General features: G+C 66.4%; 27 protein-coding genes. 10 read left to right on the top strand and 17 right to left on the bottom strand.

What is annotated here, in order from left to right; all coding sequences use genetic code 11:
- The first annotated feature begins 51 nt into the window (after nucleotides 1-51).
- A complete protein-coding gene (locus AB0K07_RS29570) occupies nucleotides 52-678 on the top strand; it encodes a DUF2625 family protein (RefSeq protein ID WP_363760508.1) in 627 nt (208 codons plus the stop codon).
- Between the two features lie 229 nt (nucleotides 679-907).
- Here AB0K07_RS29570 and AB0K07_RS29565 read toward each other — a convergent pair whose 3' ends face one another.
- Nucleotides 908-1831, bottom strand: a complete 924-nt coding sequence (locus AB0K07_RS29565) for an AEC family transporter (protein ID WP_363760505.1) — start codon at nucleotides 1829-1831, stop codon at nucleotides 908-910.
- Nucleotides 1828-2007 carry a hypothetical protein gene (locus AB0K07_RS29560; protein ID WP_363760502.1) on the bottom strand — a complete coding sequence of 60 codons (180 nt, stop codon included), beginning with the start codon at nucleotides 2005-2007 and terminating at the stop codon, nucleotides 1828-1830. The genes AB0K07_RS29565 and AB0K07_RS29560 overlap by 4 nt, the downstream gene beginning before the upstream one ends.
- 303 nt (nucleotides 2008-2310) lie before the next feature.
- Here AB0K07_RS29560 and AB0K07_RS29555 point away from each other — a divergent pair, with 303 nt between their 5' ends.
- On the top strand, nucleotides 2311-3030 hold the full coding sequence (locus AB0K07_RS29555) for an SDR family oxidoreductase (RefSeq protein WP_363760499.1): 720 nt from the start codon (nucleotides 2311-2313) through the stop codon (nucleotides 3028-3030).
- A 173-nt stretch (nucleotides 3031-3203) separates the two neighbouring features.
- Here the strand turns inward: AB0K07_RS29555 and AB0K07_RS29550 are convergent, their stop codons facing one another.
- The 3 genes from AB0K07_RS29550 to AB0K07_RS29540 all read right to left on the bottom strand — a co-directional run bounded on the left by AB0K07_RS29550 (nucleotide 3204) and on the right by AB0K07_RS29540 (nucleotide 4936).
- Nucleotides 3204-3881 carry a hypothetical protein gene (locus AB0K07_RS29550; RefSeq protein WP_363760496.1) on the bottom strand — a complete coding sequence of 226 codons (678 nt, stop codon included), beginning with the start codon at nucleotides 3879-3881 and terminating at the stop codon, nucleotides 3204-3206.
- 85 nt (nucleotides 3882-3966) lie between these two features.
- Nucleotides 3967-4458, bottom strand: coding sequence for a hypothetical protein (locus tag AB0K07_RS29545; protein WP_363760493.1), 492 nt, complete (start codon nucleotides 4456-4458; stop codon nucleotides 3967-3969).
- A gap of 100 nt (nucleotides 4459-4558) precedes the next feature.
- Nucleotides 4559-4936, bottom strand: coding sequence for a hypothetical protein (locus AB0K07_RS29540; RefSeq protein WP_363760490.1), 378 nt, complete (start codon nucleotides 4934-4936; stop codon nucleotides 4559-4561).
- A 105-nt stretch (nucleotides 4937-5041) separates the two neighbouring features.
- Here AB0K07_RS29540 and AB0K07_RS29535 point away from each other — a divergent pair, with 105 nt between their 5' ends.
- Entirely contained in the window at nucleotides 5042-5995 is a 954-nt protein-coding gene (locus AB0K07_RS29535; protein ID WP_363760487.1) for an NAD(P)-dependent alcohol dehydrogenase, read from the top strand.
- A gap of 54 nt (nucleotides 5996-6049) precedes the next feature.
- On the opposite strand, the gene AB0K07_RS29530 is transcribed toward AB0K07_RS29535, so the two are convergent.
- From AB0K07_RS29530 to pyrE, 4 genes are all read right to left on the bottom strand, one after another.
- On the bottom strand, nucleotides 6050-6493 hold the full coding sequence (locus tag AB0K07_RS29530; protein ID WP_363760484.1) for a hypothetical protein: 444 nt from the start codon (nucleotides 6491-6493) through the stop codon (nucleotides 6050-6052).
- A gap of 164 nt (nucleotides 6494-6657) precedes the next feature.
- Nucleotides 6658-7179: a signal peptidase I gene (gene lepB, locus AB0K07_RS29525; RefSeq protein WP_363760481.1), complete on the bottom strand. Its 522-nt coding sequence runs from the start codon at nucleotides 7177-7179 to the stop codon at nucleotides 6658-6660.
- 107 nt (nucleotides 7180-7286) lie between these two features.
- Nucleotides 7287-7811, bottom strand: a complete 525-nt coding sequence (gene coaD, locus AB0K07_RS29520) for a pantetheine-phosphate adenylyltransferase (RefSeq protein ID WP_363760478.1) — start codon at nucleotides 7809-7811, stop codon at nucleotides 7287-7289.
- 85 nt (nucleotides 7812-7896) lie between these two features.
- Nucleotides 7897-8421: an orotate phosphoribosyltransferase gene (pyrE, locus tag AB0K07_RS29515; RefSeq protein ID WP_363760475.1), complete on the bottom strand. Its 525-nt coding sequence runs from the start codon at nucleotides 8419-8421 to the stop codon at nucleotides 7897-7899.
- Between the two features lie 1563 nt (nucleotides 8422-9984).
- Here pyrE and AB0K07_RS29510 point away from each other — a divergent pair.
- Nucleotides 9985-10365, top strand: a complete 381-nt coding sequence (locus tag AB0K07_RS29510; RefSeq protein ID WP_363760472.1) for a VOC family protein — start codon at nucleotides 9985-9987, stop codon at nucleotides 10363-10365.
- Between the two features lie 839 nt (nucleotides 10366-11204).
- On the opposite strand, the gene AB0K07_RS29505 is transcribed toward AB0K07_RS29510, so the two are convergent.
- A complete protein-coding gene (locus tag AB0K07_RS29505; protein WP_363760469.1) occupies nucleotides 11205-11759 on the bottom strand; it encodes a DUF4241 domain-containing protein in 555 nt (184 codons plus the stop codon).
- Between the two features lie 473 nt (nucleotides 11760-12232).
- Between AB0K07_RS29505 and AB0K07_RS29500 the strand changes: the two genes are divergently transcribed.
- From AB0K07_RS29500 to AB0K07_RS29490, 3 genes are all read left to right on the top strand, one after another.
- Complete coding sequence (locus AB0K07_RS29500) at nucleotides 12233-12859, top strand: DUF2625 family protein (protein WP_363760466.1); 627 nt, start codon at nucleotides 12233-12235, stop codon at nucleotides 12857-12859.
- A gap of 54 nt (nucleotides 12860-12913) precedes the next feature.
- Nucleotides 12914-13204: a tyrosine-type recombinase/integrase gene (locus AB0K07_RS29495; protein WP_363760463.1), complete on the top strand. Its 291-nt coding sequence runs from the start codon at nucleotides 12914-12916 to the stop codon at nucleotides 13202-13204.
- Between the two features lie 818 nt (nucleotides 13205-14022).
- Nucleotides 14023-14751 carry a hypothetical protein gene (locus AB0K07_RS29490; RefSeq protein ID WP_363760460.1) on the top strand — a complete coding sequence of 243 codons (729 nt, stop codon included), beginning with the start codon at nucleotides 14023-14025 and terminating at the stop codon, nucleotides 14749-14751.
- A 1599-nt stretch (nucleotides 14752-16350) separates the two neighbouring features.
- Here AB0K07_RS29490 and AB0K07_RS29485 read toward each other — a convergent pair.
- The 6 genes from AB0K07_RS29485 to AB0K07_RS29460 form a co-directional block, all read right to left on the bottom strand.
- Complete coding sequence (locus tag AB0K07_RS29485) at nucleotides 16351-17136, bottom strand: hypothetical protein (protein WP_363760457.1); 786 nt, start codon at nucleotides 17134-17136, stop codon at nucleotides 16351-16353.
- A 484-nt stretch (nucleotides 17137-17620) separates the two neighbouring features.
- On the bottom strand, nucleotides 17621-19486 hold the full coding sequence (locus AB0K07_RS29480; protein ID WP_363760454.1) for a hypothetical protein: 1866 nt from the start codon (nucleotides 19484-19486) through the stop codon (nucleotides 17621-17623).
- Nucleotides 19487-19536: 50 nt separating this feature from the next.
- Nucleotides 19537-20112 carry a hypothetical protein gene (locus tag AB0K07_RS29475; RefSeq protein ID WP_363760451.1) on the bottom strand — a complete coding sequence of 192 codons (576 nt, stop codon included), beginning with the start codon at nucleotides 20110-20112 and terminating at the stop codon, nucleotides 19537-19539.
- Complete coding sequence (locus tag AB0K07_RS29470) at nucleotides 20102-21193, bottom strand: dsDNA nuclease domain-containing protein (RefSeq protein WP_363760448.1); 1092 nt, start codon at nucleotides 21191-21193, stop codon at nucleotides 20102-20104. The genes AB0K07_RS29475 and AB0K07_RS29470 overlap by 11 nt, the downstream gene beginning before the upstream one ends.
- Nucleotides 21194-21612: 419 nt before the next feature.
- Complete coding sequence (locus AB0K07_RS29465; protein WP_363760445.1) at nucleotides 21613-22104, bottom strand: hypothetical protein; 492 nt, start codon at nucleotides 22102-22104, stop codon at nucleotides 21613-21615.
- Complete coding sequence (locus AB0K07_RS29460) at nucleotides 22101-22706, bottom strand: hypothetical protein (RefSeq protein WP_363760443.1); 606 nt, start codon at nucleotides 22704-22706, stop codon at nucleotides 22101-22103. The genes AB0K07_RS29465 and AB0K07_RS29460 overlap by 4 nt, the downstream gene beginning before the upstream one ends.
- Nucleotides 22707-23143: 437 nt before the next feature.
- Here AB0K07_RS29460 and cutA point away from each other — a divergent pair, with 437 nt between their 5' ends.
- Nucleotides 23144-23491: a divalent-cation tolerance protein CutA gene (gene cutA, locus AB0K07_RS29455; RefSeq protein ID WP_363760554.1), complete on the top strand. Its 348-nt coding sequence runs from the start codon at nucleotides 23144-23146 to the stop codon at nucleotides 23489-23491.
- A 3-nt stretch (nucleotides 23492-23494) separates the two neighbouring features.
- Here cutA and AB0K07_RS29450 read toward each other — a convergent pair whose 3' ends face one another.
- The gene (locus AB0K07_RS29450) at nucleotides 23495-24799 is read right to left on the bottom strand and encodes an XRE family transcriptional regulator (RefSeq protein WP_363760440.1); all 1305 of its coding nucleotides are present in this window, start codon (nucleotides 24797-24799) and stop codon (nucleotides 23495-23497) included.
- 225 nt (nucleotides 24800-25024) lie between these two features.
- On the opposite strand from AB0K07_RS29450, the gene AB0K07_RS29445 reads away from it, so the two are divergent.
- Together AB0K07_RS29445 and AB0K07_RS29440 are read left to right on the top strand one after the other, a co-directional pair.
- A complete protein-coding gene (locus AB0K07_RS29445; protein ID WP_363760437.1) occupies nucleotides 25025-25876 on the top strand; it encodes a hypothetical protein in 852 nt (283 codons plus the stop codon).
- A gap of 87 nt (nucleotides 25877-25963) precedes the next feature.
- The gene (locus AB0K07_RS29440) at nucleotides 25964-26404 is read left to right on the top strand and encodes a single-stranded DNA-binding protein (protein ID WP_363760434.1); all 441 of its coding nucleotides are present in this window, start codon (nucleotides 25964-25966) and stop codon (nucleotides 26402-26404) included.
- The last annotated feature ends 1 nt before the right edge of the window (nucleotide 26405 follow it).

The raw sequence follows: 26405 nt of genomic DNA, 5'->3' as shown, positions 1-26405 counted from the left end.
CCTGAACTGCCGAATGGTGTGCGGCGATCTGGGCCGAGATAGGGTCCGCGCGTGCGTCCGTTGATCGAGCTAGTCGAGAGCGATGATCCGGCGTGGCCGGAGGTGGAGGCGGCTGTAGCCGCTGCGCCATATCCGGTGGAGGTGCTGGCCGCCGATGCGCGCCAGGCCGACGCGGAGCTGCTGCGGTTGCAGGTGACCAGCCGTTCTTGGCTGGGCGCCGTGGTCCACCGTTGCGGTGGCCTAGTGATCGATCACGGTTGGCTTCGTGTCCTGGGATCGGGCAACAAGCAGCGCCGTCTGGCGAGTCTCGGTGAGATCAACGAAGGCATCGGCGGCGGAATCGTTGTGGCACAAGACGTCTTGGGCGGGCAGTTCACCTGGGTGGCCCCGGCCGAAGCGACACCGACAATCCGGTACTTCGCCCCGGACACCCTGCGCTGGGAGGACTGTGAGATCGGCTACGGCCAGTGGTTGGCGGCGATGCTGGGCGGAGGCGTCACCGGCTTCTACGAGGAGGTGCGCTGGTCCGGATGGACCGATGAGGTTGCGGCCTGCGGGCTCGACCAAGCTATCCACACTTGGCCACCACTGTGGACCCGTGAAGGCAAGGATCTCAGCACGGTGTCCCGCCGGCCGGTACCGATGTCCGAGATGTTGGCACAGATCAGCGACGGGTGATCGAGCCGGATGAAGCGTCGCCCCTCCAGCCTGCTCCGCAACCAATCCTCAGATGAACGCACTCATCTGCCGCCGACATGGCGCACCAGCCGCCCGTACACTCTCACGGTCAGTACGGCATCGAGATCGCCCGCCGCATCATCAGACGATGATCGTGGCTGCAGACCTGGCCGCCAGCGCCATGGTCGGCGTGACTCACCATGATTGCTGGACGAGTCAGCTGACGGACCTACCCGAGCAGCGCCGCCGCCGCGGCCAGGGTGGCCAGCGACAGCGTCGTGGTCACCACCACCGCCCGGTTGGCCACCGCCTCGCCGACGCCGTACTCCTGGCCGAAGATGAACGTGTTCTGCGCTGTCGGCAGGCCCGCGCACACCACCACGGCGAGCAACTGCGGCGCGGATAGGTGCAAGGCCAGCCCGGCCGCGTACGCGATGACCGGCTGTGCGACGAGCTTCAGCGCGGTGATCACGGCCAGTTCGGCCAGCTCGGCCGGCTCTGCCCGCGACGGCGCCGTGCGGTGCAGCGACGCGCCGAGCGCGACCAGGGCGGCCGGAACCGCGGCGCCCGACAGCAGGGTGAGCGACGCGCCGGCCGCCGACGGCAGATGCAGGCCGGCAGCCGAGCACGCGACACCGAGAAGCGACGCCAGCATCACCGGGTTGCGTACCGGCAGGGAGGCGATACGGCGGACCCGTACCCGCCCGCCCGGGTCGCTGTGCCGGTCCAGGGCGACCAGGATCACCGGCGTCACCACCAGCACCTGCAGCAGCACGACCTCCGCCAGGAACGACACGTTGCCGAGAACCTGCGTTGCGATCGGGAAGCCGAGGTTCGCCGAGTTTACGTACCCGGCGGCCATGCCCCAGATCGGCCGTTCGCCGGGCTTACGACCGAACAGCCAGCTCGCGCCGACCCACCCGAACCCGACGACCGCGGCCGTGCTCACCCCAAAGGCGAGCAGCGAGCGGCCGGCGAACCCGGAAAGCGGCATTCGGGACAGGGCTAGGAACAGGGCGGACGGCATCGCAAGATGGAACACGAACCGGCCGAGCACCGACGCCACCGCCTCGCCCAGCAGGCCCCAACGACAGGCCGCGTAGCCGACCGCGATAAGGATCCAGATCGGTACGAACGCCGACACCAAGCTCATACGGGCGTCACCGGCGGGCGGGCGTCGCGCCGGCTCATGGACTGGCGGGCGTGCGGGGCGTACGAGCCGAGAAACCCGGCGACAATCTCCACCTGGGCGAGGATGTCATCGACCTGCTGCAGGGTGAGCCCAGTTCCGTGACACTCCAGCGCGCTTTCGCCGGTCTTCAGATACACCGACGCGTCCAAGGTGCGTACCAAGCCGCCAGGGGTTGTCCACGTGTACGTCGATCGGCAAGCCACGCGTTCAGCCTCGCATCCCGTCCGGACCGAGCAAACATCCCGCTCATCCGCAGCTTCACGGGGTCATCCCCAACGCGCACATCTGCCGCCGACCGCGCCCGCCGGTCGCTGAAGGGCCCGTCACTGGCTGTAGTCGAAGGTTGCCGGCTTGGGCGTCCCATCATGCCGAAGAGCGGATGTCCGATCTTGGCTAGTTCCTGTTGACCTCAACCAGAGTTCAGATGATTCACTTCGGCCATGAATCTTGACGGCCTGCGCGTCGCCATCACCGGTGCCGCACGTGACACCGGACGACTACTGGCCGAAGCCTTCGCCGAGCGCGGTGCACAGATCTTCCTCTCGGCCCGCGACCTGGCTGCGGCCGAGAATGTTGCGGATGCGATCAGCCAGCGGGGGCCAGGTCGGGCTGATGCATTTCACTGCGACCTCGCCGTACCGGAGTCGGTGCGGGCGTTCGCCGCTGCCGTGGCCGAACGGACGAAGCACCTCGATGTGCTGATCAACAATGGTGCCCCATACATCGAAGGTGACGACCTGGGAGACGTCTCTGACGACAAGATCGAAAGCGTGATGGCTGCGGGCGGGACCGGCACCATGTTGTTGACCAAAAATCTACTGCCGCTGCTACGGGCATCGTCGCGGCCCGACATCGTCAACATGATCTCCGCATGCGGCGAGGTGGGGCACCGCCGCTCGGGTGCACATCCCGCGTTCTACGCCGCTAAGCATGCCCACGCCGGCCTCGCTGAGATCCTGTCGCACCGGCTCCGGCCAGAAGGGATCCGGGTAATCTCACTGTTTCCGCCGGACTTCGTTCAGGACGGGCCCCGACAGGTAAACAGCGACCTCACCGCGCGATCGGTCATCGACTGCGTGCTTTTCGCGGTCGGCCAACCACGAGACTGTTTCATTTGCGAGTTTCACTTCGAGCAGGTGCGGCAGGCGTCCACACCCTGACCGCTCACTGCGCGAAGCAGCCCGAGCCCGGTCGAGGGCCCTCGGCAGAGATCCGCCCTTGAGACTGTCACCGTCTGAACCAAGGTCAGGTGCGCGGATCTGCCGCGATCCGCGCGGCACGCAGCGTGACGGCTGGAGCTGCCGCTCGCCATCCGGACCTGCCGATGACAGCGCTATCGGAGAGGCTGTACGTCCAACGGCGCCGTGATCGCGAAGTTCTTGTCGATCGCTTCAACCAGAGCGGTCCCTCGCTGCTGCAGTCCGACTCGCGTGGCCCATCGGGTGAGGGCATCGAGGAAGCCGACCAGGTCCCGCTGCGCACCGCTCAGCAGTCCGGGTAGCGCACGGTGTGGCAGGTCGACGTGGACTCCGGCCCACCGGCCGCGATACCGGTTCGGGCCGCCGTCCTGCCACACCCGCAGATCGTCGCTGACGACCTCGACCTCCGGACCCGGGTCATGTCCCAGCCACGGCGAGTCACCGATCAACACCCGGGCCCAGTGGCGCCAGTCCTCCAGCCCGGCACAGCAGCCCGGCGTCACCACCGTCCCGATGGTGCTGTCGCGAACCTGCAGGCCGCCGGCAGCAATGAGGAACTCCTCAGCCAGCAGCGCGTTCACGACCTCATCGCGGCCGCCAGGAGGCTGAACCTGAATCCGACCAGCGAGCGCGGCCACGAACAGCCCGACCCGGTCATCGGCACAACCGGCGTTGAGCACCAACGACGAACCGGGCGCCATCGCTTCCACCGGCCACGGCGGTGGCGACGCGCCGGCAACCGCGGGAACCTCGATGACCGCTTCCATCGTGATCACCACGGTATTCAACCCGATGCTGCGGGCACGGGTCACGCTCTTATGGAACGCCCCATAATGCCGATGTGAGTGTGCGTCGAGCGACTGGAGTTGACCTGCTACGCGATGCCGTGCTCGGCGATCAGGTGCTGTAGAGCCCGTCCCACGGTTCTGTGAACCCGAGGCGGTCTGGGTACAACTCGACCCAGTCGCCTCGCTCAGCGTCAGACTCGTCAATCAAGCCGAACGTGACACCGTCATGGACCACGCGAAACAGCTGGATGGCGATGTCGCCGTACTGCCGTTCAGGTAGCTGATCGAGCAGGCCAGCCAAGCGCGCCTCGGCCTGGTCACCAAGCTCACCTCGTAGATACGGGGCGGTGGCCACCAGCGAGATGTCAGACCGGCGGTGGCGGCCGTCGACGTCGAACAGGTGCAGGTAGGCGTACCAGCGTATCCGTTCCCGGTCCGGATCCGGCTCATGGTCATCATCGCGATGCGCGCCGTGTATCCCAGCGTAGAACTGGCCGTCGGCGTATCGCCCTACCCTGTCGGTGTGGTATCCCGGTTCGTGCGCTATCGGAACCAGATCAGGTAGCGACATCCCGGCGACGATACCCTCCGACAACTGCACTCGTCTGGCTCCGCAGACCACGCGCGGTCTGCGGAGCACTTGTCAGCCGGAAGTGACCGACCGGCGCCCGTATCCGGGTGTGGCTGCGGCGCTCGGGTGATCAGTCTGCACGGTCCAGCGTGACGGCGCTGTGCAAGGGGGTGCCCGCCCACAGTGCTTGCAGTGTGGGGTAGTGCTGCACTTCCCACTCCGCTTCACCGATCGCATAGTCTCGTTCGGGGCCGGGTGGAGTGAAGTCGAACCCGGTGTTCTCCACGTTGAGCCGGTCGAGATCGGCGAGCGCGGGTGCGTCTGGGAATACCAGGTCCAGGCTCACCTGCCAGCATTCTGGCTGGTACCAGTCGGTCTCGGTCCAGGTTTCCCGCACGTCGACGGCGAACTGTCGGGTGAAGCTCAGGCTGGGGAGCTGGTCGTGCCAGCTGTACCGGCCCCACTGAACAATGAAGCCGTCGGCGTCGCTGTCCGGCCCTGGCTCCAAGCCGTCGTCAGTCGCTCGTCTCTGTGTGCTACCAAGAAGCCGTAGCCTGTTGGCCTTGGACGTACTGCGGCTGGGCTATTTCCACGAAGGGCTAGGGGTACGCGGATGAGAGCGATCGTGTACGACAGGTACGGGCCCCCGGATGTGTTGCGGATCGAGAACGTCCCCAAGCCGTCTCCCACTGCCCGGCAGGTGCTCGTCAAGGTTGCGGCGACCTCGGTCAACCTGAGCGATTGGGAGACCCTGCAAGGCTCACCACTGTATTCGCGCATCGGTGGGCTGCGCTTACCGGCGCGCCGGACACTCGGCTCGGACATCGCCGGATGGGTCGAGGCGGTGGGCCCGGCCGTCACCCGGTTGCGACCCGGTGACGAGGTGTACGGCGACAACCTCATGCTCAAGGGCGGTTTCGCCGAGTACGCGATCGCTCCCGAGTCGGTTCTGGCCCGCAAGCCCGCCGCCCTTACCTTCGCCGAGGCCTCGGCGATCCCGCAGGCGGGCGTAATCGCGTGGCAGGGGACCAAAGGCGCCGCAGCCGGGAAACGGGTCCTGATCAACGGTGCCGGCGGAGGATCGGGCTCATTCGCGATTCAGCTCGCCAAGCGACTCGGCGCCCAGGTGACCGGTGTCGACAACGCCGGCAAGCTCGACTTCATGCGGTCGGTCGGCGCGGACAAGGTGATCGACTACCGCAGCCAGGACTTCACCCGCAGCGGCCCGTACGACCTCATCCTCGATCTGGTCGCGCACCGGTCGGTGTTCGCCTACCGCCGGGCACTGACCCCCGGCGGCCGTTACCGGTGCGTCGGCGGATCGGTCTCGGCGCTGCTGCGCATACTGACGATCGGTGCGGCGGCCGGCCGACTCACACACCGCCGGCTGGGCGTGCTCGCCGTCAAGGAAGGGCCGACCCACTTCGAACCGGTGGCCGACCTCTGCGCCACGGGCAACCTCGCCATCCACATCGACCGATCCTTCACCCTCGACGAGGTGCCCGAGGCGTTGGCCCACGTCGGAGAGGGACGCGCCCTCGGAAAGGTCATCGTGACCGTCAACTGACCAGCGACTGCGCACATCTGCCGCCGTTCGTGCGCTCGGCCTGTTCGCCGGCCGTCACTGTTGCGTCGATTGCGTTGGATCGCCGCCGTAGAGGGCTGCGAAGACGCGGTCCCGCAGGATCTCGTACTGCTGGCGGCATCGCCGAGGTGGGCCCGGCGGGCGTTGCTGGACTTGACCGCCGACAACGACTTCCGATGGCTGGAACTGGTCAGCTGTCAGGTCGACCTCGCGGCCGTCGGCCAATCGATTCCAGTAGTGGTAGCCGACCTTGGCGTCTCCGGCGAGGACCTCGCCGAGGATCAGCTCTCCGCCGAGCAGGTCCTGAATGATCAAGGCAGTCACCCCGCATTGACCACGGGCTGCGTTGCCGGCGTGCCAATCCTGCACATCGTGCGGGTCGCAGGTATCCGCTCCCCAGCCGCCGCGCAGTACCGGCCGTAGCATCTCCAGGTCAATCGCGAGAGGGACTGATCGTTGGTCGCGCTCTTCAGACGTCACCCAGGAAGGGTCAGCCCTCGACCGGGTCGAGAGTCAAGAAATACCCCGCCTCGGGTCCTGGCCGGCCGAACGGCGCCACTAGCGGGCGCGCTCTTCTGCCGCCGTCCGAGCGCTTACCGTCGGCCACCTCGGTACGTCCGTGGCAAGTGTCAGGTGCGCCCTGGTCAGTCGACCATTACGGCGAAGACCGACGATACCGGCACCGGCCCGGCACACCGGGAGTCGTTCGACCGGGCGCGGCTATCGCCCATGACGAAGATGGAGTCGGCCGGCACGGTAACCGCGGCGAACCGGCGCGGCCCGCAGTAGTTCGGGTGCGGCGGCTCGTCGAGCGACGCGTCCTCAGCCACATACGGCTCGGCCAGCGGCTTACCGTCGACCGTCACCTTGCCCGAGGTATCGCAGCAGGCGATGGTTTCGCCGCCGACCGCGACGACGCGTTTGAGCAGCGGCGCCTTACGGTCACCCCAGAGACCGCCGGGGGAACGGATCAGGACGACATCGCCGCGCCGTGCCTCATACGTGCCGGTGACTGTCCGTGCGGTGACAACCTGGCCGGCCTTGACCGTCGGCTGCATACTGACGCCGCCCTGGGTGAACTGTTCGGTGGCTCCCGTCTCGGTCGCGTCACCGTCGCCGCAGCCGGCAACAGCCATCACGACAAGGAGCACCATCAGTCTGCGCATCCGACGGATCCTGCCAGAAGCGGCGGTGCCGTGCGGTCCGCCGGGCGCGGCGCTACCTGGCACTGCTGCCCCAAGGTCACATGCGCTGTCATGCCGCCAACCGGGCGTCACTCCTCAGCGTTATGCGACGGACGAGCCGACTGTGCCGAGCGGTAGGCGCGTGCGACCGTTGACGACGTGGCTGCCAGCTGCGGACGGGACGGCAACCAGACGGTCTGAATGCCGAGTTGCTCGTTCATCGCAGCGAGCTGGTACTCGTGGCGAAGGTCCGCGGCCGTACGTAGGCCGCGGACGATGACCGTGGCGCCGCGGCGCAGGCAGTAGGCGGTGGTCAGGCCGGTCCAGGTGTCCACCTCGACATTGCCCCAGGCTGCCGGCATGGCGTCACGCACGCGTGCGGCCCTGGTCGTGCCTGCGGCGGTTGGTCGCTTGTCGGCGTTCACCGCCAACAACACGATGATCTGGTCGAAAATCACCCGGGCACGGGCCACCAGGTCGCGGTGCCCCGGGGTGAACGGATCGAACGTACCGGGATAGACCGCCAACGAACCGTGTACCGGCGCCATTGCACGATCCGACGTAGCCGTCACCGCGACTCCCACCACATGGCCACGATCATCCCAGCCGTACATGTGCCGACCCGACTTTGGGCCTTGTCGTCACCGCCGACCACCGCCGACATCCTGATCTGCCGCTGGTCGGGTGGCACCAAAGCTGTCACGCCATCAGGGAAGCTACCAAGTCGCGCCGGGTGAGGGCGGAGCGAAGTTGTAGCGCCTCGGCCGCCAGATTCTCACGACCACCCTGTTCGCGGTCGATGGCGCAGACCACCGTCTCCAGTTGGGCGCCGATGGACCGCAGCTGTCCGCACGATGCCAGTAGTGCTCCTCCGGTGGTCACGACGTCCTCTATCAGTACGACGCGGCGGCCATCCACGGGACCGCCCTCGGCGGCCTTACTGGTGCCGTACTCCTTGGCGTGCTTCCGCACGAAAACTGTGGGCAATCCCGTCAGCTGTGACATCACCGTGGCGAGAGGGATGCCGCCCATCTCCATCCCCGCCAGCACATCGCAGTCCGGCAGTAAGGCGACCATCGCTTCGGCGACCTCGCGCAACAGATCTGGTTGTCCTTCGAACAGGTACTTGTCGAAGTACTCCTCGCTGACCTGCCCAGATCGCAGACGGAACCGTCCGGTGAGATGGCAGGTGTCGTAGACGCGGCGCGCAAGCGGGTAGGTCACCTGCTCAGCCTCGCATCTCACCTGGAGCAATCGTGCCCCTCGACGGCATTCCTCAGATCGTCCTACAAGGACAACTTCCTGAAGTCTTCAGCATCCGTCTGCGACGGAACGCACGTCCGGCGCTGCCAGGTCGTGCCGACGAGCGGGCGCGGCGTGCCGGGGAGAGTTGTGGGTGTGATCCTGTTCCCTGCGCCATGACGGCTCGGGTAGCGGACGGGAGGCGGCGTCGTTGATGCTGAACGGGTGAAGCCCGTGTTCGTGCTGGTGCACAGCCTGTGTCTGGGCCCGCGGACGTGGACTCCCATGGCGGCCCGGCTCGCAGCATTAGGTGCGGAGACGGTGGTGCCGTCGCTGATCGACGTGGTCGGCGTAGACGACCCGCCGTTCTGGCCGCGAGTCGGCGCGACTATCAACGAGAGCGTCTCCCATCTACCGCGAAGCCGGCCGATCGTGCTGGTCGCGCACAGCAATGCCGGCCTGCTGGTTCCGGTTCTCGTGCAGACGGTGCGGCGTTCGGTCGTCGGGTGTCTCTTCGTCGATGCCAGTCTGCCCTCGCGGACCGGACCCACGCCCGCCCGCATCGCCCGAGCGACTGGCCTACCTGCGGACGACGGTCACGCGGGGCCGGCTGCCGCAGTGGACGACGTGGTGGGACGAGGACGACGTCGCACTGCTGTTCCTGGATCCGCAGACCAGGTGGGCCGTCTCGGCCGAGCAGCCCCGGCTCCCATTCAGCTACCACGAGCAGCAGATTCCTGTCCCCGCCGGCTGGGACCATCGGCCATGCGGGTATCTGCTGTTTGGGTCGCCGTACGACCGCATGGCGCAGGAGTCGTGCATGCGCGGCTGGGGCGTAGCCGAGGTGCCCGGCGGACATCTGCACCAACTCGTCGATCCAGACGCGGTGACCACGCGTGTCGCTGCCATGACCGCGAGGTGGGGATCCCCAGCCGGCTGAGCCGACACCCACTCATGCCGCCAATCGTGCGCGCGGGGCGGCAGTGCTCTGATCGTGTTGAAGGCGAGGAGTTGTTGGCCGCGTGTGCTGGGCGGCTGCTAGCGGTTACCTTGGCGCGCGGGGCCGCCGTAAAGATGGACACGGTTGTCGACATCGCGGTCCGGCTCGCCGGTCAGAAACCGGTCGTGTACAACATTGCCGTTGCTGACATGCACCGTCCAATCCTCGTAGTACCAGCTGGGGTCGCACGCGCAGTCGGTGAACCGGAACCGGAAGTTGGCTTTATACCGGCCGACCTGCCCGTGCGTGAGGATGACCAGCCGAGTAAAGGCGGCTCCACACAGTTGATGCTTACTGATCAATGCCGACGACTGGTGTTGTCGTCGGGGACTTTGCTGTGCCGTACCAACGGTTGACGGCTGTTGTCGCGCGTCTCGCTGACTTCCTGCTGACTGACGACCGTCAGGGCTCAGCCCGACGGGCACCCTCGTCCAGCCCCGCTCGCCTCGCCCAGTACGATCGCGAGCTTGTTCGCACTGCAGGGAGCCCATGAGATCCGCGTGCGGCCGCCCCGCCAGTTACCATGCTGAGAGTAGGTTTCGTCAATGGCATGCCGTATCAGTGAGCTCGTGCTCAAGTGCCGCGACCCCGAGGTGCTGGCGCGGTTCTGGTGCGAGGTCTTGGACTTCATAGAGCTCGATCGCGAAGAGGGGGTCTACATCGAGATAGGTCCGCGCGAAGGGTTCGGCGGCCCGCAGCCGACGATCTTCCTCATCCGCAACGACGAGCCGAAGAACGGGCATGCCCGGCTGCACATCGACGTCAACCCCACCGACCGCGATCAGGACGCCGAGCTCGAGCGCCTCCTGGCCGCCGGGGCCAAACTCGTCGACATCGGTCAGCCTGCGGATGCGTCCTGGCACGTCCTCGCCGATCCAGAAGGCAACGAGTTCTGCCTGCTCAAGCGCCGCCTCGACCCACTCTGACGGCCCTCGCCCAAACGATCGACGCAGCCGCCACCCCCGCAGCCGCCGACAAGATCTGGCGACCCCATCAATAGCTGGGGGGCCGGGTGGATGCTCGACCCGCCCCGTGTCGCATGCGTGTTGGTGAGGCATTGACCCAGCCAGCGGAACCTCGCCATCCCGTCGCCGTCGACCCAGCCCTTGTGGGAGCGGGCCGCCGTCGGGGCCGCCACGTCAAGACGGCCTTGACGCACGGACGGACGCTGGCGGTCCCGGCGGCGGTCTGCTCGGCTCGCCCCGGGTCTTCGGCGGTGGGATGGCGCTACCGCAACCACCCACGGACCGCGACCCGCCGACGGAGCCCCGGCCATCCTGGAGCCGGAGCGCCCCCGCCGGAGGCGCACTAGCCGCAACCCCGCGACCGCCGCCAGCTCGCCGACGCGGCCGGCGTGCGCTCCCTTACGCCGCGGGCACGTGGCCGCGCGGCCCGGCCGGCTGCCGGCCCACCCCTCACTCGTCAACGATCTGTCGTTCTGCGGCGGCCCCCGGGCTTCCCGCTGTCCGCGCCAGCCGCCGGGCGTCAGGCGTGACGGCCGCAGAGCGATAGCGGCAGCGGCCGGCGCGCGCCCAGGCGGCGGCGCGTGCGGCCCGTTGCGGGCCGCCTTGAAGACGTATAGAAAATTTGAACCGCTTCGCCGGCAGCCGGCTGTCGGGCTCCGCTTGATGGGTGACGGATCGATGTCAGATGTTGGGTGACACTTCCCTCGCATCACGGGCCTTCACTGCTACGCAGCGTCGCCGCGCTTCCAGGTCGGCCAGGGCCCCTAGGGACGACTGTGAGGCAACGCGGGTTGGCGGGCTTATCCGACGCGCATGTCGACGACGAAGCAGGCGATGTGTCGGTCTGCGGTGCGTCCGATCCACACGGGGTAGTGACCGTCGCCGAGGCCACTCTGGAACGCGATGAGGTTGGCCTTCGATTCGGTGTCAGCGACCTCAACGGGCTGATCAGCCTGCCATACCTCGAAGATCTGAGGCTGATCGTCGGCCTTGCGGGCCATCGTGGTGAGCACCGTCGCGTCGAAGAGGCAGACGGTGGCGACGTCGACGCCGACGCCGAAGAACTCATCTTCGGCCAAAGTTGCCGGGTTTTCACCAGGGCGTAGCGCTAACTCCCAGGTGGAGACGGGCGCATCACGAATCGTCAGCTTGGCCGCGGTGACCATCGCGGCCGGGCGCATTTGGTCGGTCTGAAACCTGACGAGTGCCAGGGTAACCGGGTAGGCCCCGGCGGGCACCGTGGTGGTGTAGGGCGCGATGCCCAAACGCTGCCAGCTTGGCAGCCAGCTGGGATCAGCAGCGATGAGACGTCCCGTAGGTAGACGCAGCACTCCTGCTCGGTGGATGTCGGTCATCCCTTGAACCCCGTCTGGCAAGACGAACTCGGAAGCTGGACGAAATAGAACATCGAGGTCCGACCGCAACGCCCGCCGACCCGATGGTTCAGCAGGGTCCGGCCGACGACGATTGCCCCCGCCTCGGGTTACTGCCACCAAGGCTGCACCAGCCGATCCGGCTGCGACGATCCCGGCCAGGAGCAGCATGCGGCGGTTCATCGGCATGGTCTACAGCATCCCGGACGCCCAGGACAGACGTCAGGCGGGGCAGCGAGGAGCGAGAGCGATGTTCGCCTTCACGCCACGTAGTCAACGAACCTCACCCCCACCTGTCACCCTTCAAATGAAGCCACGACGTAACGCATCAAGCGGAGTCTGACATCGCCGGCAGCCGGCTGTCGGGCTCCACTTGATGCGTGACGGATTGCGCTCAGTTGATCCGTGACAAGGCCGGCTAGACGATCATGCCTGTGTTCAGGCAAGCTACGGCCGTGGAGCAGTCGGCATGGATTGAGTTGTCCGCGGCGGTGACGGAGGCCCCGTACCCGGTTGAGGTGCTGCCCGCCGAGCCTGCGCGTGCGGAAGCCTGCCTGGCGGCGCTGGGAATCACGACTCGTTCGTGGCTTGGTGCGGTTGTCGCAAACACAGGCGGACTGCTGGTGGACCATGGTTGGCTACGCGTCCTCGGTAGCGGCCACGATGGGCTGCCGGACGTAGCAACGGAGTCGGACCCGACAGGCCCCTGGGTCGTCGTCGGTTACGACGTCATGGGCGGCCAGTACCTGTGGGTGCCGGCACAGCCTGGCGGTAAGCCGACCGTCCATTACTTCGGTCCAGATGATCTTGAGTGGCTGGACCTCGACCAGGGGTACGCCGACTGGCTGTATGCGGTCCTCGCTGGTTCGCTGACCGAGTTCTACGACACTTTGCGGTGGCCGGGGTGGGAAGCGGAAGTCGATGCGCTCGCCGCCGATCAGGGGATCAGCGCATGGCCGCCGCCGTGGTCAGAGGAGGGAAAGGATCTCTCCACAGCGTCCCGGAAGGCGGTTCCATTGCCGCAGCTGGTGTCGTTCTACCAGGACACAGCGCGCCAGATGGCGTCGGGAGAAGAGCGTTAGCGGCGCCCATCCGCTTCCCCGGGCATCCTCGTCTGTTCCACCAGCTCCCCGTCAGTGTCACCCATCAAGTGGAGCCACCGCGTAACGCATCAAGCGAAGTACGACACACTTGCTGGCGCGGATGCAGCCAAAGCGGGCCTCGACCCACGCGACTGGACTCCCCGCGAACTGCGGCACAGCTTCGTGTCCCTACTGTCGGACAGCGGCATGAGCCTCGAACAGATTGCGGACCTCTGCGGCCACTCCGGTACGACGGTCACCGAAAGCGTCTACCGGCACCAACTACGGCCGGTGCTTCTGGGCGGCGCAGTCGCGATGGACCGGATCTTCGACCCCGAGGCGTAGTCACTCAGTTAGTCACCCAGGTGCGACAAAGGGGCCGTCTCAATCTTCCGAGATGGCCCCTCACCTGCGTCGGGACGGCCGGATTCGAACCGACGACCCCTTGACTCCCAGGACGCTTCGCCACACCTCCACGCACGTCACACACGCTATCCCAAAGATCAGGCCGCGCGGTCGACGTCGTGCCGCGCACCATCGCGCAGGCCGTGTGGTCCCTACGTGGTCCCCGGGACGCTGACACGCTCAATGACCGCAGCGCACGGTTTAGGAAGTGTGGACACGGGCGGAAGCTGGTCGGCAATGGTCTGGCTTGACCTGCGTCGCCATGCTGGCTCGCACGTCCAGGAGCTGACCGCCATTAGCCCTCGACACCCGCCCCATCGGGCACGGAACGGGCACGCCACGCTCCCCTGCTTTGCAAAGATCGCGACTGCTCTCGGCCAGCGTCGACCAACGCCGCTGACCTGCTTGACTCGTCGGCTACGGTCGCTCACAACCTGTGCATGTCGGCCGACTTGGCTGTACGGATGGCTGTACAGGGCCCACAGTGACGACTGTCATGATGGCCCGCGTGGGCTCGGAGGACGTCACCATCGATCCGCAGTTCAACGGGTTTCGGCAAGTCTGGAGCCAGCATCCGAATGGGGCGGGCCCTATGCCGTCTACTGGGAAAGCGGCCCGATCCTCTGCATGAAGGGCCAGTACGTCGATGGCTCCCAAGAAGGACTCTGGACCTACTGGGACCGCGATGGGCGCATCGCATCAAGCAACCTTTGAGAACGACGCAGAGGCCGAGGTGCGGAACGCCCGACCTTGGCTCGGTGGGATGGCTGATCAGCGGTCCGCACACCGCCAGTTTGGAAGAGCGTGCTCAACCGGCCGTGATGCCAGAAACGCCTGCGGCCGGCGGGCGATCTGGTTGCATCTCGTGCCCGCTCGTGACCATCCAGGGACACCGTTACTGGCCCGTGGATGGCCCGCCGACCCTGGGCGGTACCGTCGCTGACGTGCAATCCGATCGCGCTCTGCTGGATCAAATCCGCGCTACGCCGTGGATCGAGGCCCTGTTGGCGCGGTTGTTCGACTTCGATGTCTCGCGGGCGGCATACGGACCGGTTGAGCCGGTCCACCTAGCCAATGGCGAATCCCTTGAGATGATCGCCGGGGATGCCTCGGGCGGAGCGTTCATGTTGGTCGGCTCAGGTAGTCAACGACCAGTTGTGTACGTCGGGTCAGAAGGCGAGGGCGGGTTAATCGCCGCGTCCCTGCGTGATGCGCTGGCACTCGTCGTTGGTCTGTCCAGTCTCCACGACGCGACCGCAAGACCGTTCGGGGATGATGGCAGCCAGCTACGGGACTGGCTGGCCCAAGCAAACCACTACATTCGCGCCGACTGGCCGCAGCTCGACATGGAACGGGACCGGCTCCGGGAAGCCCTCGATCTGCCGGCCGCAGACGAGCTCCTGGCCGCACTGCACGCAGCGGCAACCGACGAGCACTACCGCCCGATCAGCGACGCTGGCGACCGCTACAGGTCAATGCTTGAGTAGCCATGCGGGCCTGGCTGGAAAGCGGCGGATCTCCTCGTCGGGCAGTCGTAGACCGCCCAGCCTCCCCGGACGGGGACAAGGTGGAGCGCCTTACCAGCCGAACGACCTTGGCCCCGTCCGGGGAGGCTGGTAGCCCTGGGGGGGCCGGGGGGGTTTCCCCGCCGGGCAATAGGTGTGGGGGGCGGGGGGGGGGGGCGCCCCCCCCAGGTCTTCAAAGGTCTTCTCGTCCGCAGCGTGGCCGGCCGGCCCGGCCGCTGCCGGCCGGAGGTCGCCAGCAGGCCGGGGCCGGGCCGGCGCCGCCCGCTTTGCGGGCCGCCTTGATCCAGAGAACGAACAATTCGACAAATGACCCGGGTAGCCACCTGAAACTTGACCAGCGGTCAAGCAGCGCTAGACACGCTCCAACTTGACTGATCTTGGTCCCCAGAACGGCGAAGGGCTGACCCGATTTCCGGATCAGCCCTCTGACCTGCGTCGGGACGGCCGGATTCGAACCGACGACCCCTTGACCCCCAGGACGTCGCGTTAGACAACCCCGCACGTCGGCCACGGTGGGACGGTTCGCGCGACGTACGCAGCAATGCCAGTCGTGGGCGTCGGTTCCTGACGTGTGGTCCCCATCTGGTCCCCATAGGGTTGGGCCGGATCATTAGGGCCGCTGGCCGTGAACCAACGACCTCTTCGTCCCAAACTAGGTCAAGGTCGGCCGCTCGCTTGGCCACTTCGGATTGGGCGCTGGTCAAGCTGTTGGTTGCTGTCAGCATGAGGGAGTGCCAGTGGCGACGGACTGAAAGATCATCTCCCAGATTTCGCCTAGGTTTGCTATCCCGCCTCGGCGCCTGGCTCGTCCTCCTCCGGGTCCGCCTTTCCACTCGCAGGGCCTGTGTAGCCCAAGGCGAGAAGGTGGCTGTCGAGGATCTCGTAGAGGAAGTGACTTTCGCCCACCCAAAGCCGGCGTGTGCTCCCATCGGCGCGCCTCACGATGAAGTGGATGCGGCCCGGTTGGTTCTTGTGCCGCCATGCCCTCAGCACAACTCGGTCGGCGATTACAGGCACTATGGACCCCTCTCGAACAGCGGCGGACAGGCTTTCACGGCACCACATTTGATCGGCATCGTCCACAGGGACATCGCCGCGTGGCCGGACAGCGGGACGTGCTCCGGACCTCGTCGGCCGCGCAGTGGTACATCTCGAGCCAAGCGGGGCAGCGCCCGGGCCTCCGGCGATGGCCGGAAACTTGACATCGAGCAGGACATATCGTTCGGGTTCGTTGTCATCGTTCTTCGGCTCTTTGTGGCGGCGGTTGCGCCCTCGTTGGGCCGCGTGATCTTAAAGGGTGTTCGGCTCTTGATTGTCAAGACGGCGGGTGGCTCGTGTGCCGGTGTGGCATCCCGTCGCGCAAGCTTCGCTCGGCCGGGCCGCGCCTGCCCGGTCAAGGTGGAGCGCCCCACCGGACGAACGACCTTGACCGGGCAGGCGCGGGCTGGCTGCCTCCGGTGTGCGATGGGCCGCCGGGGATCGGACATCCCAGAGCCGCCCAGGGTCCGGGGGCGGAGCCCCGGCCGCCGGAGGCCCTCCCGGGTTGTAGGGCCGGAGGCCCTACCCGCCGGAGGCTGCGGGACGTTCTGGCGATTCGTCGGCCAAGGAGGCCCGGGGTTCGTCCAGATCAGTACCGAGTTTGGCAAGCCACCAGCACACGACGAAACCAAGGTCGGTCATCTTGTATGTGGCAGTTCCGCGATCCCGCAACTCGGCTTCCTTGAGAAATCCTTGGTCGCGAAGATCACGCCACAAGAGGACTGCGGAAGGTCCGATTCTCTTGTCGACTTCGAGAACCCCCTGAGTAGTGGTAGCGGTACGAGCGCCCTTTGGGTCGGGCCCGGTGAAGATCTTGTGAGCAGCCGCGAGGAAGCGCGCGTGAGGGACTTCAATGTTCCGGGTCGCTGCTATGAACATCTCCGTCTCATCGATGAGGTCGCCGTCTATTGCGCCTCTAACGAACGCGCGAGCGAGCACGCGCGTCTTCCAGTCGGATTGTGCTGCTGTCGCAGCGTCCACTACGCGACCCAAGAACTCGCGTTCTCTTGCACTTGTGACGTGCTTGTCGATGAAGTCCTCGATGGGTTCCGCAGCCTCTTCGTTTACGGCGTCTGCGAACTGCCCGACGCGCTCTGCAGGGTTCAGGAGCGTCCTCGTGACGAGAAGGATGCCCTGCTCCGTCATCGCGTCGGCCAGTGCGCCAGCTGGTACGGACAGCGCGACCAAGTCGGGGTTATGCGTCACTGCGGCCGCGGTCGCCATCAGCGCTGTCACCGTCGGTCCCACCGTTCCGCCTGCTGCACTTGCAGCAACATCGATCGCAGTCCGCTTCGTAAGATCGCTCACGGCGTCCATTGTGACCGCGTCCTCCAATGAGTGTCGGCCTTGGCGGGCATACGAGACGTAAGGGCGTTCCGGAGGGGCCGTAGACGGGAAGGTTGAAGCCCTGGCTGCCGCCGGTGACGGTCGGCCGGGGCTTCGGCGTGTCCGCCGGGACTCGCAGTATCCACTGCCAGCCCGCGCCGGGAGCGAAGCGGCAAGGCGCGGGCGGCCGGCGAGTGGCCCGCGCGGCGGCCCGCAGGGCCGCCCTTGAAGACGTATGGAAAGTTCTCACCGGCAGGAGATCGGTCCTTGTCGTACTCCGCTTGATGCGTTACACGGTGACTTCAATTGTCGGGTTACACGGGCCTTGAGCATGCCGGATACGGGCCGTGACGCCGACTGTCCACGACGGCTGGTGTGCCAGGCATCCGCTTCTGCCGATGTCGGTGCACTTGATCATACCCGCGCAAACTTTGAGGACGCGCCGCAATGTAACTGTGACTGTCAATTAGGTGGCGTATTCCTGCGGCATCTGGATTGAGGCATGCGGTGCGGTGATGCCTGAGACCGGCCGGGCTTGGGTGAGAATGACTTGGCCGCCCACCTGGTCTGCGGCTGTACCGATGCGGCCAATGGCGTGTACGACGACGTCGGCCGGTAGCCCTTGTTGGTATGGGTTGTCCAGTAGCAAGATGCCAGGTGGGCAGGTGCGCCGGTCCTCGGCGTCGGTGAGCCTTAGGATGGCGTAGCTGTAGGCGAGAAAGAAGAGAACCCTAGCTTCAGCGCCGAGGCTGTGGTCCCACGGTCTGGTGCCGACATAAAAGGCGAGTTCATCGCCAGAGATTGTGACCTGACCGGCGACCCAGCCCCGGTCGCGGAAGTGCCGCAGAAAGCTGTTCATGTGATCGGCGAGGACGCCACAGCGGTCCGGGATGTCTGCGGATGCGTCAGCGTCGAGAGCGGCTAGGCGAGTGAGCCGCGCCACTTCCTGCCGGGCAGTCTCCACCGCATGCTCAGCTTGCTGCCGACGGGCCAGAATGATCTCCAGTGCGGGCAGGGCGTTGCGCTGCTGTTCGATAAGCCCGATCTCTCGGGCGGCATCCTCGAGGGCAGCGACGAACGGTGCCAGTTGGGTCACCCGTTCGTCGTGGAGGCGCCCGGCTAACCGGACTCGGCGTTCGGATGCCTCCGCCTCGTTCTGCCGCGCCTGTCGCAGGTCGCTGGCTGCTCGCGCGAGGGCGTCGGCCAGGTCGGACTGCTCCGCGGCGAGTGCCTGTTGCTCTCGCTCGGCCCGGCGTCGCCGAGCATCTCCGACAACTGACTGGCTACAGAGGTAGCAGCTGGCTTCGTCATGCACGCGGCGAGGGTCGACGTCTTGTTCGCAGGCAGGGCAGATGCGCACCGGAACCGCATCAAAGGCGTCGACTGCATCGGTCAGGCGATTGAATCGCTCTAGGTCGGCGGCAACGAGCCTCATCGACCGCTGGTGCTCGTCGATAACCTGCAGGAGGGACGCGACGCGTCCGGCGGCGTCGGCGGCCTGCGCGGAAGCCTCCTGGAGTTGTGCTGGCAGCCCCGGGTCCAGGCCGGGGGCGGTTTCGTCGGCCTGGCGTGCCCGCGCGGCTGCACCCGCCAGCGCGTCGCGTTCGCTCTGGGCGGCCGTGAGGCGACGGTCGATCTCGTCGCGAACGCCTTGCAGACTGTCGGCGTTGACGACGGGCGGCAGGCCCAGCTGGTGCACGACAGCCCGGGTCGCCTCATCTGTGCTGGCCAGTACATCGCGGAGTACCGCTTCAGCGGCGGCCAGCTGTCGTTGCGCTCTGCCGAGCTCGTACTCGGTCGTTTCATAACGTTGCGGGGCGAAGCCAAGGAAGAGGCTTACCACCGCCCGGCGTAGATACTCCTGTTCCTTAGACGCAAACTCTGTCCAAGAGTCCTCGCGTCTGTAGATGTGCCGTAGTGCGCTGCGAAAGCTCAGCGGTGTCTGCTGGGTGGCGGTACCTGCGTTGCGACCCAGCGGAATGGTCAGCCGGGGCCAGCCGAGTTTACCGAGCAGCCAGTCGGACATTTGGACGACGGGGACGGCGGTGTCATCGTCGATCTGGACGACTCCGCGTTGCCCGAACCCAAATTCGCGGGTCAGCCAATGCGGCTGTCCGTTGATGGCGATCTGGATGGACAGTGCGGCGTACTTTTCGTCGATGGGGGCGCCGAGGTCCTCGGCGACGCTGCCACGGCCGCCGAGGCAGTAGTCGATAACTTTCAGCGTGGTGGTCTTCGAGCTGTTGCGAGGCCCGGTGAGGATCGTCATGGCGGACTGGCTGAGGTCGAAGCGTTCGAGTTCGCCGGTTCTCTGCACCAGCTCGACGTTCATCACCCTGAGGCCGCGTCCCAGACGCAGTGGCTGGGGCGGAGTCGATTCGGTCACTGCCTGATCTCCGCTCGCATCTCAGCCTCACCGACTTCGCCGGGGAAAAGGTCATAGACCAAGTCCTTGAGTTCTGTGCCTGTCAGAACTGCAAGATTGCCGACCATGGCGTCGCATCGTTCCACGATGGGCCTGAAGGATGGCTTGGTGGCCAACTGCTCAGCGAGCCGGCGTCCGGCTGCGGTGAGCGATACCCGCTCCGGCTTAGTAACTGTGATCCTGATCAGCTGGCGAGCCTCGAGGAAGGCCAGGTACTGCCGGTATCGCGGGTCCCAAGGGCCGAAGCGATACCGGATCATCGGCGCTTCGGTCTCGGCGCCATGAGCGTGCCACACCGATGTGGTGCGGCCTTCGGCGTGCAGGACCTGCATTGCCCGCTGCAGGAATAGCGGGTAGCGGACAAAGAAGTCGAGTTTCGCGAGTTTCGTGCGGCCCTCGATCTGATACCGGGGTTGGCTTCCACAACGCCTGAACAGGATAAGTAGCCTTGCCGCGTGGAAGTCGACACTGTCGTCCGGGTCCCACGGCCGGTGCAACGGCGGGACCACAGAGCGCCCGAGTTCACGTGCCATCCGTGTAGCGATTCTGGCACCGTGCCGTCACATCAGCGAGCGCGGCGAGACGATCGTGCAGCGGCAGCGATGGCGAGGGTAGGAAGGGCTCTCGGGTGACTGCGTGAACTGTGGCGGCGTACGCGGCCGGGCCCGGTTCGATGTGCCCCGCCCGCCGCCGTGCCGACACCTCGCTGCAGAGGGCGAAAACGTGGTCGTTCAGATCGTCCAGCAGCCGCCGCTCACCGCCGACGGCCGAGCGATAGCGCCGCCGATAGCGCAGCAGCAGGTCCAGATGACCCTCCGCCTCCTCGGCGGTCAGCCCAGCCGGTTGCAGCTTGCTCCGTAGCCGCTGCAGCGGCTCCGTGCTGCCGTCGGACCGACGCCCCGTCGACGCTGCGATGGCTTGAAGCAGCGACGCCTCAAATGTCGCTGCATCCCAATGACGGCTGATCTTCTGCGATGCTTCGCGGGCTAGCAGTATGGATAGCCGAATAAGGACGTCCTCAAGCTCTCGCCACAGGGCCGGCTGGCCGAGGACCGCTGCGACTGGGCCGTCGAGGCGACGCAGGATGGCGTCCTCCACCTGCTCGATGGTGCGCGCCTCGACCAGCACCTCGAAACGGTCGATGAGAAGGTCGATGGACCGACCTGGGGCGACCGGCAGGTCTTTTAGACGCTGGGCGAGGTCATCGCGATGCTTCTGCGGTACTGGACCTCGGGTGGCGCCTCGTTCGGTCCGGAAGCTGTCGAGATCGGCCTGCGGCGTCTCGTTCACCACGAGACAGAACCGTGATTCGGCGGTGCAAGGCTTGCCGGAGAACAATCGTCCGAGGATGCTGGTCTCGACGCGGTCCTTCAGTTCTGGCCGGCATACGGATGCGAGGGTATGTCGTGTCGCGTCTTCCTTCGTTTTCACCTGCCGGTACGTCGTCCCGTCACGTGCTGTGCAGACGATGTCGTCGAGGTCTTCAAACCCAACCGAGTCGTACGCTCCGGCATACATGTCCAGGCAGTCGAGCAAGGTTACTGCGTCTTGATATTGGAAACCGCGGCGGCTGCGGCGGCCGCCGTCCAGCGCTGACGAATCCACCCAGGCCACTCCAATACAGGCCACCTTGCCTCGGACCACACAGCGTTTCGGAACGTACGCGCTCCGTCAGTACGGTACTGGTTGCCGGCGCGGTGATCAATACCCTTGGTGCGTCGCTGGCCATGTCGGCGAATGCAATCCGCGATAGTTGATAGGCAACGATCCACCTGTCGCCGAGGGATGACCGTACAGCGGTGCGCGCTCATGCCGCTGACCGGCGTCTTGACCGGCATCGAGGATCGCATGCCCCAGCCATAGACGGCACGCCAGTTACGCAGCGTGACAGCCGAGCCCGGAGAGAGCCGGCCAACTGTCACCCTTCAAGTGAAGTCGATGTGGAACGGATCAAGTGGAGCCCGACAAGGAGATCGGTCCTGAGTGCCCAGTTCGGAGCCCCAGTCCCGGGCTGATCCGACGAGCTGTTGGGTTCAGTCCCGGCCGAGGGTATACGCGTAGAGGAACAATCCAATTGCGAATGGAATCGTGAAGATGATGAAGTTCTTCCAAGTGTAGTCGTCTGAAATGGCAACGTTGCCCAGATATCCCAGCGCTGCACCGACGAGCAAGGTGCCCATCTCGGATAGTCTTCGATCCCGCTTCGATCCGGATGTCCCCAGCGACTCTGCCGCAAGCCTTACGTGGTGTGCGGACACGTCATCGGACTGCTTTTGATCGGCGATCGCTCTGCTGATCAGTTCGAGGCTGGAGATGTACTTGGCGATGGCGGCAGCGTGCTCGGCGGCTGCTTCCGGGCTGAACCTGAGCGAAGCCGTGGCGACCAGTGGTGCGCTGACGGGGGCAGTCGGAGCATTTGCCGGCCGTCGATCGCCGCTACGAGGAGAGCCTTGTGCCGCAGGTGAAGCTGCCTTCTCAGGGGCCTCACTCGCCGCCGGGCGAGGGCGCATACGGCCGGTGGTCACAGCCCGCCCCCGCTGCGACGGTCCTGCTGCATCGCCTGCACTTGGCGGTTAAATTCCTCCAGCCGGCGGCGCAGCATGTCCATCTCGCTCTCGACCCGCCTTCGATCGGCATATTCGCGGTCCCGCACGGTCTCCAAGCGCGCCACGATGTCGGATTCTTTCTCCTCCAGGGCCCCGAGATAGTCATGCAAGACGTGCGCGGCCCCCTCGATCACTCGCGCCCTCGCCCGCGCTTCCGATTGTCTGAGGGTGAGCCCGATGAGCCCTGAGAACAGACCCACCAGGCCTGCCGCGACAGCAGCCAGTGGCGCGCCCAATAGCGGCACTTTTGTTCCCGACGTCAAAAGGAACACGAAAACGAAGACGAGAGCCAGCAGACCCATGAGGAATATCAATGTGCGACGACGGCCAAAGCGGGCGCGGCGGCCCTCCTCAGGTTGAACGGCCGCCTCCATCCGTAGGATGGCGTCCCTCGCCGCGTCATGCTCGGACTGGAGTTGGACGAGTTCGCGGAGGAGCTGTTCTTGCTCCGATACCGCCCTCTCGTCGCCCGCCCGCAACTTCGAGGTCCCCGGTGGCGGTTCGCCTGCTTCTAGCGACACAGGTCAACGATACGGGCCTATGAGCGGCAACGGCTAGCGCCGGGCAGGGCGGACAGAGCGTCGGAAGTCTTAGTCCTCATCGGACGCGACGCCGTCGATCGGCCAGGTCTTCATCGCCGACATCGCGCGTCATGTCGCCGGACGAAGGACAACCTGCCGGCGAGCGCTCGACGGGGCGAGGGCATGCATAGGTGCGTTGATAGCCCAACGCAGGCAGAATGACGTACGTGACGAGCCCTGATCCAGGCGCGGAGTGGTGGACGACGTCGGAGGTCGCCGAGTACCTCGGCGTCCAGGTCGGCACCGTGAGTTCCTACCGGAACCGCGGCCAGATGCCGGAACCTGACAAGACCCTCGGCCGCACCCACCTGTGGCGCCCGCAGACGATCACGTCCTGGCATGAGGGTCGGCCCCGGCTCGGAAGTCGCGCCGCTGACGTGAGCAATGATCGGCCCTGGACGGTCTTGCAGGTCTCGACGGCGGTGGAGACGCGGGACGCAGCCGTCGAGCTGGCGCGCCTTGTCGTTGAGGCGAGGCTCGCGGCCGGCGCGCAGATCGTCGGGCCGGTCATCTCGGCCTTCTGGCACCAGGGCGAGTTCGGCACCGGCGAAGAGTGGCAGCTCCTCTTGAAGACGCATGCACAGCGCTTCGAGGACCTGCGGGCCTTCCTCCAGGACCACCACCCGTGGCAGAACCCCGAGATTGCGGCCGTGCCGATCGTGATGAGTTCGGACGAGTACGCCGCCTGGGTCAGCAGGACGCTCCTGCTCGACGTGGAGCCGTAGCAGCTACGCCCTGGCGCGCTCCAACACCTCTCGTACTCCCGGCACGGCGGCATGGTCCGTGAGCCGTTGTAGGACCGGGTTGAGACGTTGGCGTGGTCGCACGGACGCGACGCCTTCGGAGAGGTCGAGCACGCGACCGGCGACCCGGGCAGCCTCCTCCGGCTCCCCCGCCGTGGCGTAGGCGTCAGCCAGCCAGCATGAGTACAGGGCCTTGTCTCGGGCGTGGGCGTCGTCGAAGCCTGCTAGTACGTCCTCCAAGAGAGGAACAGCGCGCAGCGGCCGGCCAAGCTCCGCCCAGCAGCGGCCCGTCATGATGGTCACCTCCTGGTCGTCAACCCACGTCGACCAATCGGGTTCCTCGGTCGCGTTGCGGCGCTGCAAGGCAGCGCGCGCCGTCGCCAGTGCCGCATCAGTCTCACGGGCGTTTCCGACGACAGCGTGTGCCCAGGCTCGACGCTCGTGCAGCAGAGCCGTGACGGTGGCCGGGGCTTCGTCGCCTGCTGCGGCGCAGGAAGCCTCCGCGATCGCCACGGCTTCGCGGGGATCGCCGCCAACTGTCTGGTACGCCAGGAACGCCAGAGCGTTTCCGGCCAGGTGAGGTGCGTGCGCTTGATTGGCTATCCCGTGGCTTTCGCCGTACAGCCGCTTCGATAGGTCCAGATTCCCTGCGTCGAATGCAGCCCACCCAGCTTGTTGCGCCTGTTCTGCGAGAATTGCGAGCAGTCGCTGTTGGACCTTCTCGGTGTAAGTGCCGCCCTGAACGAGTTTCTTGGTCATGTCGTATTCGGACAGGTAAAGGCGAACAGTGTCGCCTCCGCCCAGGATGTCATCGAGTCGACGGAGCCGCGCAGTCCGTCGCGCGAGAACCTTCGGCAGCTCCTCGCCGAGGCGTCGCCCGGAGGAGAGGTCAGCGACGTCAACGGCACCGAGCAGGGTGCCGGCACCGACGGCCGATACGCGCAGGAAATCACGCCGATTCACGGTCTCACCTCTGGCATCTTGGGCCACCGCTTGGCTGGCCTCCCAGTCTCGGGGAGCCAAGCCCAGCATATGACCCGGAATTCGCATCGCATCTGCGATTAGGCTGATCTTTTCGTATGTTGCGATACTGCCCTGCCCACGGGCAAGCGCTCCGACTCTTTCAGGCTTTATTGAGCACGCATCCGCAATTCGCGAATAGCTGATGCCAGCCCATTTCCGAGCCAGCATGAACACTGTCCCGAAGTCATGCCGCGCGAGTGCGGCGCGCATGTCCTCGCGCTCCAGGACATGGCGCGGGATAGCGATACCGCTGACTCGCTGCGACATGTACGCCTCCACCCCGTCGGTCGCTCCTCATCCACATCCGTCAGTGGCCTACCCATCATGGGTACCCCCAGCGGAGGGTCGAAAGAGCACTTGCCAGCCTCGCACTCTTACACCCAGGGATCAACACAGCGCGATGCGTCACCGCCTTGACGTGTACTGAGTCAGTCAGTACGGTCGAGTGAGTACTGAGTCGCGCGGCTGTCCCACAACAAGGGGAGGTTGGGCATGGCGAAGTCAGGGATGTTCGGTGAACGCCCGGTGGGCGCGGTGACGCTGGTGGAGACGCCGGTGTCGCGGTCGTACGCGCAGAAGGCTCGGGTGGCGTTCCTCGTCGTGGCGGCGTCGATCGCCTTGGTGGTGGCCGCCACCGCGTCGGTGGCGCTGCCGCTGGTGCTTGCGGTGGTGGTCGGGCTGTTGTCCGGCGGGGCGTGCGGCTTGGTGGTTGCGTGCGTGGTCCGGGTGTGGCCGGTACTGCGGGTGCTGTGGTGGTGGGCGTTCGAGATCGTCGCTGCGGTCACGCTCTTCGTGGGCATGGCGTACCTGTCTCGGGCGACGCATCCGGCGGTGCCGCTGGTGCTCCTGGCCGTGGTGCTCGGCGTGGTCTTCGGCGTCGGCCGGGTCCGTCGCCGCGTGTCGGCGTGGGTGTGGTGCGTGGTGGTGCGACACCGGCTGCGGCTCTGCTTCGCGGAGTTCATCCGGTCCGCGTCGCGGCTGCACCCGGGTCGGTTGCCGCTAATCCTGTGGGCGCGGCCGACGCCGGCCGGGGAGCGGGTGTGGGTGTGGCTGCGGCCAGGCCTGGAACTGACGGACCTCGACGGGAAGGCGGACAAGCTCGCGGTGGCCTGCTGGGCGGGCGAGGCGCGGATGGTCCGCGCGTCCGCCCGGCACGCCGCGCTGGTGCGGGTGGACATCACCCGTCGTGACCCGCTGACCGGCCTGGTGGCCTCGCCGCTGTCGGCCTGGGTGGCGTGGATGCGCGACGAGGACGCCCCGGTGTCGCCGGCCATGCCGCCGCTGGGCCTGGACCTGCTCGACGTGCCGGAACCGGCACCGGAGCAGCGCAACCCGCGCCGCTGAAACCAAGACTCACACGCCCTGACCGGGGTGTGTGCGGTGACCGCCAGCAGGGCGGTGCACCTCCAACAAAGCTCAAAGGAGATCGCAATGGCAAACGACACGACCGTGACGGTGGTCGGCAACCTGACCGCCGACCCGGAGCTGCGGTTCACCCCGGCCGGGGTGGCGCTGGTGAAGTTCACCGTGGCGTCCACGCCTCGGGTGTTCGACCGCAACTCGGGTGAGTACCGCGACGGGGACCCGCTGTTCCTGACCTGCACCGCGTGGCGGGACCTGGCCGAGCACATCGCCGAGTCCCTGGCCAAGGGCACCCGCGTGGTGGTGGCCGGGCGGCTGCGGCTGTCACGGTGGGAGAACGAGGAGGGCGAGAAGCGCTCCGCGTACGGCTTGGACGTCGACGAGGTCGGCCCGTCGCTGCGGTTCGCCACCGCGACGGTGAAGAAGATGGCCCGCAGCCGCAACGGGGACGGGTTCACTCCGGAGACGCCGGCGGATGACCCGTGGTCGACCGCCGCGCCGGCGGCCTGAG

The organism is Micromonospora sp. NPDC049301 (assembly GCF_040678715.1).
Classification (GTDB): domain Bacteria; phylum Actinomycetota; class Actinomycetes; order Mycobacteriales; family Micromonosporaceae; genus Micromonospora.
This window is presented reverse-complemented; position numbering and strand designations above follow the sequence as displayed.